This window comes from Limosilactobacillus portuensis, from assembly GCF_014838735.1.
Taxonomy (GTDB): Bacteria; Bacillota; Bacilli; order Lactobacillales; family Lactobacillaceae; genus Limosilactobacillus; species Limosilactobacillus portuensis.
The window spans coordinates 1-10559 of the sequence record NZ_JABUXQ010000038.1 but is presented as its reverse complement, the minus strand read 5'-3'; the positions used below and the strand labels follow the sequence as shown (position 1 = coordinate 10559).

Below are 10559 nucleotides of genomic sequence, written 5' to 3'. Positions count from 1 at the left end.
ACTTTCATTGGGCGGGTTTAACACCCAACGTTACGCTTCATCTGTCAGTAGCGTCCTTTAATGGCTTCCGTGAAAGTCCAAGGACGAGCCTGACGGTTAAAACTCGGGGAATTCAAGTTAAGGTGCCAGTTAGCTTAACCGCTGGGACAACGGTGTCATTAGTCTACCTTGAATATGCATTAGGGTTAGTTCCGATTGGGACGGAACCCAAGGGTATGTTCGGTGGCGGCAATCGACAGATTTTGCCGGCAAAGGTAATTAGCTCGGTCAACGGGATGAGCACGATTGAAATTACTAATAGCTTTAACTTGATGAGTGACGGGTTAACAATGAAACAACTACCAGACAAGAGCTTTGGAGTCTTTGAGGGCTACAAGGCTCTTTATTACAAAGGAGGATTAGTTTAATGGACTTAAAAGAAATCTTTGACGGGATGAATCAAGGTCCCAAAGATATTAATGATAACTTTGAATTAATTAAGCAAGCGATTATTGATAATCAAGGCAAGATAGGGAGCAATGAATTTAAAATTCAAACTTACCCAATTGTTACACAGAATGGCTGGATTGGTGGAGGTCCAAACGCTTTCACAAAGTTAAGCAATGACAAATACAATATTATCGCCGCTTCTTTTGAAATTAAAAAGCCAAAAGGTGTAGATTTTTCAAGCGGTGCTCCAATTGCGGGAGACCCAATTGTTAGTGGCAATGGTTTTGATTGGACAAGAATTCCCGGAACGGATTGGGTTAATGGCACATTTTTACCAGTTCTGTTCCTCAACGGCAAGATTTACACAGAACACCTTGGAGACAATGTGTGGAGTACTGCTGCCAGCAAAGATGTAGAAATTAACTTACAAGTACAGCACGTCTTCGTATGGAAAAAATAGAAGGAGGAAATAAAGATGGCAGAAACAAAATGGATTTATCTATTTGATCGCAATAATGGGAATCGTCTTTTATATGCGACCGTCTTAGAGGACGGCCAGGAAATGCCGGATAGCGCAACAACCGTTGTATGTCCGGATGGGTTATATGACCCTTATTTTGATGAACAAGCGCAAACTTGGAAAGGGATTACCAAAGAAGAGTGGGAAGCAAAGCTCCCTCAACACCCTGCTGAACCAACCGATCAACAAAAGCATGATGCACAAACGCAAATTCAGTTGGCACAATTAATGCAACAAAATAAGGAACAGGCAACACTTAATGCTCAATTGACAATTGACATCGCTACATTAAAGAAGCAGGTTGCAGGAGATACTAAGGTAGCACAATAGGGGGTATAATCATGGGATTTGAATATTACAACAGTTACTACAAGATGGGATTATTTACTAAGGATAACTTGGCTTTGTTTGTTGAAGTCGGAATGCTTTCTGCTGAAGATGAGCAAAAGATTCTAGCACCAGCTACGGTTGCCTAGATAGTAAATTAGATAGCTAGATATAGCTGATATATAGCTAACACATAGTCGCCAAAGAAATACACAATACATAGTAAAAAAGCGTACGAAAGCGTTAAATTTTAACGCAATCGCACGCTTTTCTTATGGGCGGCTTTTAATGAGGTGAATTTATGTATAATCCATGGAAATTAACAATCGGTTTAGCAATAACTCTTCTTGTCATTGATGTTATTTTTGTTATAGGATTAATTCATCTTTGGTAAAACGTAGGTGAATTATATGCTTAACATACTTCTTTCAAATAGCGATTTGTTTGACAAACTCTACCAGGAAATCAATAGGCAAAACACATTTTATTTTTGGATTATCGGGATAGTTGTAACAGTTTCTATTGCTATTGCGGCATTTTTTGGAATTCTTCAATGGAGACTTTCAGATAAACAAATTGAAAAATTGAAGTCAAGTGTCGAGAGTAAGATAGTGAATGATTATCATATTGATCGGATTAAAGATAATTTTAATGAATTAAAGCCAAAATTGTATGAGAATGAGCCAGTTACTATGAATGGCTGGAAAATAGAAGAAGGTGGTTTTAAGGAGTTAAGAATTAATGATATTTTTATTCTAAAAGTTGACGTGATCATTAATTATGTAGATAGAAGCACCATATTACCAAGCCCCTTCATGGTAGATGGATATGGTCATTCTTATGATCTAAATGGAGAATATCCTGCATACCTTGTAGATAGAGATAGGTGGGTAACAGTTATTAATCACAATGGTAGATGGGGATTTATAAATGATGGAATTGAATTGGGCCAATCAATTCGAATCCAACATACTTGGATCATTCCCCTAAAAGATAGAAAGTAAAAAAGCGCTAATCCGAATCGGAGAATTAGCACTTTCTATATGTTTCTAGTTACCTTTGGGAAGGATAACTATGCGACCTCAAAGGGCCAATAAATGGTGTGTCTTTGATAAGACAAGTATAGTTTACCATTAATTGGATGAAAGTTTAAAACAAAAAAGGACGCCTATTAAGCGCCCAAGTTTACCGGTACGGTTTAAGTAATCGACTGAAACCGATTTGCACGCCGGTATAATCTTCTTGATATATGTATTATAACATAAAACTATTATGATACAATAGACAAGCACGCCGAGGGTCTAATCAGCTCTTACTATGTGCAAGAATGGGGGTGACTCCATGCACTGGTGTGTAATCTTCTTGATCGTGCCTAGTAAGCACATTAAACATCTAATTCATAAACTGTTCAAGTAATGGTTTCAGCGCTGACTTCGGTTGGCGCTTTTTTTATCCTTAAAATCAGGGGGGGGGTGAGTAAATGCATAGTATTGCGGGGTATTCGTGGGACGAGCTGTTGGCAATCGTAACTATTTTTTCAATCGTTGGTGGATTCTTGATTTGGTTGCTTAACCTAGCAATTAAAAACGGAACTGAAAAGCTGTCAAACGTAGTTCAAGATTTAATCGTTAAAATTGATAATCTAAGTCACACAATGGATTCAATTGAATCAACAGCAAATCGGACAGTCGATCGGGTTGATTCGCTAGAAGAGCGCTTTGAGGAACATATTGGTGAAGCTAAGGTGCGGAATCAAAAAATCAAAGCACTGGAGCATGAAGTCTTTGAAAGAGGGAAAGATAAATAATGAATGAGATTATTAATGCAATTCCGGAATATGTAATTACAGCGGTTGTTTCGACCGCTATTTTTTATCTCATGAATGCAGGGAAGAACTTACTACACAGCAAGGTTCAACATGCCAAAACTACTCAATTAAAAGAGCTATGGGTCTTTATTGAACAGGTCGCTAACACAGCAGTCAACTCCTTAGTAAGTAAGAACATTACTGGTGATGCTAAGTTCGCCCAAGCAACGGCAATTGTACAAGATGCACTTGCTAAGCAGGGCTTTACTAACGTTGATGTGAAGTCGATTGAATCAGCGGTGCAATCAGCTTATGAAAAATCACCATTAACGCCTACAAGTAATGAGAAACCGTATGTATTTAAAAATCTTGGACAGTCAAAGCAAGATAAACCAAAAGTTCAAGACAACGTAAATAACACCCAACCAGTTGAAGCAAAATAAGGAGGTTATCTTATGCCATTAAAAGTAGTAGATGTTTATTCAGGTTCACCTCGCTGGTACGCCACAGATGATAATGCGGACGCTGTTATTATTAAGGCTACGCAAGGGACAGGTTATGTTAACCCGTTCTGTGATATTGACTATCAAGCAGCGAAAAAGGCTGGGAAGCTACTAGGTGTATATCACTATGCAAGCGGTGGGGACCCAATTTCAGAAGCTAACTACTTCTTGAAGAATGTTAAGGGCTACGTCCATGAGGCAATTCTTGGCTTGGATTGGGAATCTGCACAAAATGCTTCGTGGGATAACACTAACTGGTGTCGTCAATTTGTTAATGAAATTCACCGGCAAACCGGTGTATGGCCGATTATTTATGTACAATTTTCTGCGGTATGGCAAGTAGCTAATTGTGCAGATACTTGTGGATTATGGGGCGCTGGTTATCCTTGGTACACTAATTCTTGGACGGTACCACCATTTCTATCCAGCTATAATTTTGCCCCTTGGCAAGCTCTTACTGGGTGGCAATTCACGGGTAATACTGAAGACCGTTCCTTGTTCTATGTTGATGCTAATGGTTGGCAAGCAATCGCTAAGGGTGATGGATCTGTTACTCATACCGCTCAACCAGCACCACAGAAAAACGAAACAAAGACTTCAAATGTTCCATCATACGCTGGGACAACTTGGCAAGATTCTCTTGGAGTAACTTGGCACGCTGAAAATGGTAAGTTTACCGCTAATACTGATTTACATCTTCGTTGGGGAGCTACTCCTTCTAGTTCAGTAATCTCGGTATTACATGCTGGAGATGTGGTGAAGTATGACGCCTGGGCACGGACTAATGGCTTTGTCTATGTACGTCAGCCACGTGGTAACGGTCAGTACGGTTATGTTGCGGTACGGAATGCCTACACGAATGAATCATACGGAAAATTTGAATAGAACTAATTAATCCCTAGTGGTAGTTGCACAATCTGCAATGACCACTAGGGATTTTTTGCGTTAATGTAAGAACTTTATAAAATTTGCTCATTATTGTAATTTACTAAATTTAACGATGAAATACTGATATAATAGCATTCTTACATCATGTATTCACTTTTACACTTTTGATTAATAAACGTAAACAGGTATAATAAAAAGCCAACCAGTAGTTGGGATGCTTGCCTCCGCTACTGGTTGGCTAAAATGGTTAACCTTTAAGAAGGGCAAAAACCAATACTGCTAGTACGATCATTCCCCACCAGGTTATGTGAACGTGGATGTTCAAAGGACTCACCGTCCTACCACTAATATAATTTCGCTGGTTAGACGAATTAGCGGCATAATCATTGTACACGATGAATAATCAGATTGACAATTAGCTCTAATCAATGTAGTATTCTTATAGAACGTGGATGTGCATAAAGGCAGGGAGTGGTTACCTTGCCATGCCATTAAAAAAGTCCTTCCTGTAAATCAGGAGGGATTTTTTATTATCAGTGCAAAATCACGATAAATTGCACTGATAATAATATGCTATACTGATTTAAATTTAACGATGGGTCCCGTTTGGGTCCCACTTACAATCAAAAGCGTTGATATATCAATGATTACAAACGTATATTGCTGCCTGTTTGGGGCATTCTATATAACCTGTAATCACTGTTATATCAGTGATTTGAGCCTTGAATATACATCTTTTGTATATTCGGGGTTCTTTTTTATATTTTTAAGGCATTCCTCAATTTGCTCCTCAACTTTATTCTGATACTCATCTACTAGGCAAGAGTATACTTTAGATATAGTGCAACTATGGGGGCACTTCTGTATTACTACAGCTAGTTTTTTTAATTTAATAATGAACAGAAAGAGGATTATCAGTTGAAGAAAATCTTACTTTTTGACGTTAATCTACTGATAGGTTATCATTTCAAATTTTGACTTTGAAATGATTGGGCCATCGTCCTAAGGTTGTGATACAATACCATGAGTAATATTATAGCGTGATTAACAAAGCGAGGAGAAAATGAAATGCGTTAACCTTTTTAAACGTTGGGAAATTGCTCTAGTGATTATTATTACCAAATTACTAACCTTTCATGTGGCTTTTGCCTCAATGGGGTCAACTGGTGGAGGGGGGCAGTTCATCTAGCGGTGGTGGAAGCTCATCAAGCGGCAGCAGTAATATAAGCAGTGGGCATAGTGGTTCCGGAGATAGCTTTAGGGCATTCTTGTTTGTCCTGTTTTTCTGTGGATTATATGTTCTTAGCTTTGTCAGTAAAATGGCAGTGCGACTTTACCGGAGAACTCGTGATATCGCGGAAGTTAATGGCTTGGCAAGCTGGATGCTAATTCCTAATATGAAGATTAAGGACTTTAAACAAGGACTCAAGAGAGCTAAGATTCGCTTAGAAAATGATGCTGTTGATGATCAATTAGCACAGATCTTAGTCGAGACATATGCTTGGGCACAATTTGTTTATGGCCAGTCGATTCGTTGGTGCTTTGCTGATAGCAGTAATTATTTGGATCAGTTGAAATCACAACTGGGACGAGTTTTCCTGTCAACAATGCATGATGAAATTATTACCAAGGCATCGAACGGGATTATTGATGACGTGCTGGTTAGCCATGGGAGGGTCGTATCAGCTCAGAAAATTTCTCCTGACCTAATTATTGCAAAGGTTCAAGTAAGCGGGATTGATAGTGAAGTGAATGTTCTTTCTGATTTTAATTCGTCATTTAAACGGCAACAGTGGACAGATTATGTTGTCTTTGGGCGTGAACAAGGAAGTGTACAGTGGAAGATTTATAACATCGTTTATGGTGCCCACTTCCACCTGAATGGTGAAGACTTTAATCATCAACAAAGTCTTGATGCCAGCGGGTACACCGAAGAACATTTGGCAGTTTCGCCAGAGTTAGTTAAGTCAGCTGAAGCCTATAAAAAACGCTTTAGTCGGCGTAAAAATGTGAAAACGGTGATCGGCTGGGTAGTGCTCATTCTGGGATTTCTGTTTGTTGATCATATTTTGGGTTAAGTAAAAGGCACCACGAATCTTACTAATTCAGGATTGGTGGTGCCTTTTAGGAAGGAGCGTCAGTATGAAAGCCTTATCGATTCGGTCGGATTATGCTGCCGATATTATGAATGGGACAAAAACTGAAGAGTATCGTTCATGGTCAACTAAGTATCGGGGAGACCTGTTGATCTGCAACACTGCCAAGAAGATTCGTGGCTTCGTTCCTGGGTATGCCCTTTGTGTTGCTAAAATTGTTGGCATTGAGCAACGGCAAGGCCAGGGTGGCTCTTGTTATGCTTGGAAAATTGCTCCGTTTGCGAAAAATGGATCGTATTGGATTAAACCAATTAAGGTTAAGGGGCAATTGCGATTATTTAATATTGATGATTACCTGATTGAACGGGCCCCATTTACAGATATTCATAGTAAGGCGGCAATGGAATGGATTAACAAAGTAATTGCACCGCTTCGTTATTAGGAGGAGATTCAATTGCAGTTTGTTGTTGCTAGTCATAATCACGATAAAATTAAAGAACTTCAACAGATTTTTCGTGTTTGTAATAATGAAGTAATTCCATATACGGACTTGCTCCCTAAAATAAAATTCCCTCCAGAGGGAAACTATTCATATGAAGAAAATGCTAGTGATAAAGCACTCTTTATTAGTAAATTTCTTCCTGATAGATTAATTATTGCAGATGATTCAGGGCTACTGCTTACAGCTAGACCTAAAATTCTTGGAGTGAGGACAGCACGTGATCTTACAAATTACCCCACGCCTCACCAGTATGCACAGCACATTATTCGTCTTGTTCAAGGAGGAGATCGCAAATTTATCATGCAGACCAGTATTGCATGTGCTCATCAAGGAAAAATTATTAAAGTCGTTGATGGTACATTAAAGGGACAAATTGCAAGAACTGAACGCGGAATTAATGGCGAAGGATTTAGCAGAATTCTTATTCCACGTGGCTTAACTAAAACATTAGCTCAGATGACATTTGAAGAAAGCTATCCGTACTTAACTCGGGCGCGGGCTACTGAAAAATTAATCAGATTCTTAAAAGAAAATCACGATTAATGCCAAACAAAGGTTAATAATCATCCCCACAAGAACTAATCTTGAATGACGAGGATTACCAAATGTTACAATTTTCTCACGGAAAGCATTCGCAGTAAGAATGAAGAGGATGATAGAAATGACCAGCCAAATAAGATTGACGAGAAGACTAGTCTTCCAGGTGAGAAACAGTTGAACTATCTGACAGGTTAAGAGAATAAAGAAGAAGCAACGGGTAATAATTAACCAATTACTAACGTGCTTTTCCATTTTAGCGTGGAGACCAGCAGTAGAAGAAATAAATAAAATAATAATTGCGAATAAAATTAGAAGATTTAGCATCGGAAAACTCCTTTCAGAATCTGATTTTATCACTGATAAGAATTTATGGTCCTTAAGAGGGACACTTTACTTGAAAAAATGTTAGAAAAAGTGTATTGTACATTATTGTGTTTACTAGAATAATGAAGAGGTGATAGCCTGTGGCTGATTTTGAAATTGGTGATCTTGTTAAGGCAAAGAAATTTGGCCCGATGGATCATGACTTTACCGGAATCGTTGAAAAAGTCTACAATAATTCTATTATGATTTCGATTCAAGACTTTGATCCTAGCGATAAGAATGGGGTTAATGAATTAAACAGTCGTGCTGTTATTCGGCAAAGTGAAGCCAAGATGATTAAGGCTGTTCCACGTACTGAAAAAGCTGACGATGAAGGCGAAGATGGTGACGAAAAGCCTTCTGAGTCATCCGCTGATTCAAAGACAACAAAAAAATCATCAAAAAAGGCTGACAAATAGTTGGATTAGCGATATACTTACTAAGTAATTGCTATTACTTAGTTTATGCGGGTATAGTTTAGTGGTAAAACTTAACCTTCCCAAGGTTGCGTCGCGAGTTCGATTCTCGTTACCCGCTTATAGAAAAAGGCAAGGAAAACATTTTGTTTTTCCTTGCCTTTTTCATTTCTACTAAATTTCTTTCAGGACTGCGGAGAGCTGTTCTGCAGAGGTATGCATTTTAGCTAATTCAGTTGGTGATAACTGGTATTCAATTACCTGACCGATCCCCTGACGATTAATGATTGCAGGTGAACCAAGGTAAAGATCATTAATCCCATATTGGCCGGTGAGAGGAGCAGAGACGGGGATTACAGTATTTTGGTTTTCAATAATTGCACAGACAATTGATGATAAGCACTTAGCAACACCGTAGAAAGTTGCTCCTTTATGCTGGATAATTTTTGCACCAGCTCGGCGAACCTGTTCCTCGATTTCATCCTTTTCTTCCGGTGTGAGTTGGATAATTTTATTTAACGTTTGTCCATTAATCATTGCCTCATCAAAAGTGACGAATGAAGAATCACCATGTTCACCAAGGACTTGGGCATCGACTGCATTAACTGAAATATTTAATCGCTGACTAAGAATCAACCGTAACCGCATTGTATCGAGTGAAGTTCCCGTACCAATTACCCGCTCTTTTGGGAATCCAGAAATTTGTTGAGTTAGAGTGGTTAGAAGGTCAACTGGATTGCTAGAGATTACAAAAACCCCATTAAAGCCACTGGCAATGATTGGTTTAATAATCTCCTTAAGGATCTTAACATTTTTATGAATGAGATCTAGACGACTTTCGCCAGGTTTTCGCGGTACACCAGCGGTAATAACCACGACATCAGCATCATGAGCATCTTCATAATTGCCAACAAAGACGTCTGTAGGCCCGGTTAGCGGGGTGATATCAGCAAGATCAAGGGCATCGCCAACCGCCTTATCATGTTGACGAGTTACGATAACTAGTTCGTCAACTTCACGATTTGATTGAAGAAGAGAAAAGGCAAATGCAGAACCAACCGCACCATCCCCAACTAAGACTACTTTATGACGATAGTGATTAATCATTATAATTCCTTCTTCTTTAATTCACGTTCTGCTGCCCAGTGATTAATTGGTCCAAATTTATGACCAACCTCCAGTGGATGAGAAATAGCAGCGTAAACAGCATCCTTAGCACGAATAACGGCATTCTTCACGTCCGTGCCCTTAGCTAATTCAGCAGCGATGATAGCTGAAAAAGTATCTCCAGTTCCGTTAACGTGGGTCGTATCGAAGAATGGCTTAGTTAGTTCAAACCGCGAGCCGTCTTCCAACAGGACTACATCAACTACTTCCTTTTGAGTTGGATCATTGTGTTCACCTTTAATGACAACGTTTTTTGCTCCCATCTCATGAAGCTTGACTGCTGCATCGAACATTTCCTGGGTATTTTTCAACTGTAGTCCGGTTAATTTTTGTGCTTCGTAGAAGTTGGGTGTAATCACAGTTGCTAAGGGAACAATTCGTTCACGGAATAATTCGTATGCAGATTGTTCAAGAAGCATTGCCCCGTGTTTGGTAATAATTACAGGATCGACCACTAGTGGACCAAAATCAACCTTAGCATATTGATCAGCGACGACGTTAATTACATCATCATTAGCAAGCATTCCCGTTTTTGCGGCAGAAATCTTGAAATCAGTAGATAATGTTTTAAATTGCTGTTCAATATAATCCTTTGGCATTACTTGTGCCGCGTCAATCCCATAAGAGTTCCCGGAGACGGCAGCGGTAAGGAGTCCGTGACCATAAACACCATCTACAAAAAATGCGTGGAGATCAGCTGGCATTCCTGCACTACCGTCTGAGTCATGACCAGCAATTGTTACTGCTTGTACTTGTTGATTAATCATGTCTATCAGCAACCTTTCTTTAACGTGTTGGGAAAATTGTAACATAAAAGGATTAATAATGATTCAATAAAAATGCTGTTAGAAACGAAATACTAAAAGAAAAGTGGGCGGAGATGGTACTGTGCCCTGTCAAGTTTACACATTAAATAATAAAAATTAGTTGGCCTTGCCAAAGCGGTATTCCGCTGCGGTAAGGTCATTTCTCTTCGCTGAGATAAATTTTTCAGTGAAATA

The 10559-nt window shown here is 39.1% G+C and carries 15 protein-coding genes and 1 tRNA gene; 13 read left to right on the top strand and 3 right to left on the bottom strand.

Annotated elements, in window-relative coordinates; genetic code table 11:
- The 11 genes from HUK49_RS09880 to HUK49_RS09830 all read left to right on the top strand — a co-directional run.
- A partial coding sequence (locus HUK49_RS09880) for a fibronectin type III domain-containing protein (RefSeq protein ID WP_235981116.1) occupies positions 1 to 407 on the top strand: 407 nt, incomplete at its 5' end.
- The gene (locus tag HUK49_RS09875) at positions 407 to 889 is read left to right on the top strand and encodes a hypothetical protein (RefSeq protein ID WP_191913607.1); all 483 of its coding nucleotides are present in this window, start codon (positions 407 to 409) and stop codon (positions 887 to 889) included. The genes HUK49_RS09880 and HUK49_RS09875, both read left to right, overlap by 1 nt.
- A gap of 15 nt (positions 890 to 904) precedes the next feature.
- A complete protein-coding gene (locus tag HUK49_RS09870) occupies positions 905 to 1279 on the top strand; it encodes a hypothetical protein (protein ID WP_191913606.1) in 375 nt (124 codons plus the stop codon).
- A gap of 11 nt (positions 1280 to 1290) precedes the next feature.
- Complete coding sequence (locus HUK49_RS09865) at positions 1291 to 1425, top strand: XkdX family protein (RefSeq protein WP_191913605.1); 135 nt, start codon at positions 1291 to 1293, stop codon at positions 1423 to 1425.
- 261 nt (positions 1426 to 1686) lie between these two features.
- Positions 1687 to 2280, top strand: coding sequence for a hypothetical protein (locus tag HUK49_RS09860; RefSeq protein ID WP_191913604.1), 594 nt, complete (start codon positions 1687 to 1689; stop codon positions 2278 to 2280).
- 476 nt (positions 2281 to 2756) lie between these two features.
- Positions 2757 to 3083 (top strand): hypothetical protein, encoded by a 327-nt coding sequence (locus tag HUK49_RS09855; protein ID WP_191913603.1) that lies wholly within the window; start codon positions 2757 to 2759, stop codon positions 3081 to 3083.
- Positions 3083 to 3526: a phage holin, LLH family gene (locus HUK49_RS09850; protein WP_191913602.1), complete on the top strand. Its 444-nt coding sequence runs from the start codon at positions 3083 to 3085 to the stop codon at positions 3524 to 3526. The genes HUK49_RS09855 and HUK49_RS09850 overlap by 1 nt, the downstream gene beginning before the upstream one ends.
- A 12-nt stretch (positions 3527 to 3538) precedes the next feature.
- A complete protein-coding gene (locus HUK49_RS09845) occupies positions 3539 to 4471 on the top strand; it encodes a GH25 family lysozyme (RefSeq protein WP_191913601.1) in 933 nt (310 codons plus the stop codon).
- 1169 nt (positions 4472 to 5640) lie between these two features.
- The gene (locus tag HUK49_RS09840; RefSeq protein WP_235981114.1) at positions 5641 to 6552 is read left to right on the top strand and encodes a hypothetical protein; all 912 of its coding nucleotides are present in this window, start codon (positions 5641 to 5643) and stop codon (positions 6550 to 6552) included.
- 64 nt (positions 6553 to 6616) lie between these two features.
- Positions 6617 to 7012, top strand: a complete 396-nt coding sequence (locus HUK49_RS09835) for an ASCH domain-containing protein (protein ID WP_191913600.1) — start codon at positions 6617 to 6619, stop codon at positions 7010 to 7012.
- Between the two features lie 12 nt (positions 7013 to 7024).
- A complete protein-coding gene (locus HUK49_RS09830; RefSeq protein WP_191913599.1) occupies positions 7025 to 7615 on the top strand; it encodes a non-canonical purine NTP pyrophosphatase in 591 nt (196 codons plus the stop codon).
- On the opposite strand, the gene HUK49_RS09825 is transcribed toward HUK49_RS09830, so the two are convergent.
- Positions 7595 to 7936, bottom strand: coding sequence for a hypothetical protein (locus tag HUK49_RS09825; RefSeq protein ID WP_191913598.1), 342 nt, complete (start codon positions 7934 to 7936; stop codon positions 7595 to 7597). The genes HUK49_RS09830 and HUK49_RS09825 overlap by 21 nt on opposite strands.
- 140 nt (positions 7937 to 8076) lie before the next feature.
- On the opposite strand from HUK49_RS09825, the gene HUK49_RS09820 reads away from it, so the two are divergent.
- Complete coding sequence (locus HUK49_RS09820) at positions 8077 to 8394, top strand: hypothetical protein (RefSeq protein ID WP_102169125.1); 318 nt, start codon at positions 8077 to 8079, stop codon at positions 8392 to 8394.
- A 47-nt stretch (positions 8395 to 8441) separates the two neighbouring features.
- A tRNA-Gly gene (locus tag HUK49_RS09815) sits at positions 8442 to 8512 on the top strand.
- 53 nt (positions 8513 to 8565) lie between these two features.
- On the opposite strand, the gene HUK49_RS09810 is transcribed toward HUK49_RS09815, so the two are convergent.
- Positions 8566 to 9498 carry an L-lactate dehydrogenase gene (locus HUK49_RS09810; RefSeq protein WP_191913597.1) on the bottom strand — a complete coding sequence of 311 codons (933 nt, stop codon included), beginning with the start codon at positions 9496 to 9498 and terminating at the stop codon, positions 8566 to 8568.
- Positions 9498 to 10325 carry a bifunctional hydroxymethylpyrimidine kinase/phosphomethylpyrimidine kinase gene (gene thiD, locus HUK49_RS09805; RefSeq protein ID WP_191913596.1) on the bottom strand — a complete coding sequence of 276 codons (828 nt, stop codon included), beginning with the start codon at positions 10323 to 10325 and terminating at the stop codon, positions 9498 to 9500. Before thiD ends, HUK49_RS09810 begins: the two co-directional genes overlap by 1 nt.
- Positions 10326 to 10559 lie beyond the last annotated feature (234 nt).

What these genes read in the sequence shown, in the direction of transcription:
- HUK49_RS09865 (WP_191913605.1), top strand. Translation starts at nt 1,291, where the DNA reads ATGGGATTTGAATATTACAACAGTTACTACAAGATGGGATTATTTACT.
- HUK49_RS09825 (WP_191913598.1), bottom strand. Translation starts at nt 7,936, where the DNA reads ATGCTAAATCTTCTAATTTTATTCGCAATTATTATTTTATTTATTTCT.
- HUK49_RS09835 (WP_191913600.1), top strand. Translation starts at nt 6,617, where the DNA reads ATGAAAGCCTTATCGATTCGGTCGGATTATGCTGCCGATATTATGAAT.
- HUK49_RS09855 (WP_191913603.1), top strand. Translation starts at nt 2,757, where the DNA reads ATGCATAGTATTGCGGGGTATTCGTGGGACGAGCTGTTGGCAATCGTA.
- HUK49_RS09870 (WP_191913606.1), top strand. Translation starts at nt 905, where the DNA reads ATGGCAGAAACAAAATGGATTTATCTATTTGATCGCAATAATGGGAAT.
- thiD (WP_191913596.1), bottom strand. Translation starts at nt 10,325, where the DNA reads ATGATTAATCAACAAGTACAAGCAGTAACAATTGCTGGTCATGACTCA.
- HUK49_RS09875 (WP_191913607.1), top strand. Translation starts at nt 407, where the DNA reads ATGGACTTAAAAGAAATCTTTGACGGGATGAATCAAGGTCCCAAAGAT.
- HUK49_RS09860 (WP_191913604.1), top strand. Translation starts at nt 1,687, where the DNA reads ATGCTTAACATACTTCTTTCAAATAGCGATTTGTTTGACAAACTCTAC.
- HUK49_RS09810 (WP_191913597.1), bottom strand. Translation starts at nt 9,498, where the DNA reads ATGATTAATCACTATCGTCATAAAGTAGTCTTAGTTGGGGATGGTGCG.
- HUK49_RS09845 (WP_191913601.1), top strand. Translation starts at nt 3,539, where the DNA reads ATGCCATTAAAAGTAGTAGATGTTTATTCAGGTTCACCTCGCTGGTAC.
- HUK49_RS09850 (WP_191913602.1), top strand. Translation starts at nt 3,083, where the DNA reads ATGAATGAGATTATTAATGCAATTCCGGAATATGTAATTACAGCGGTT.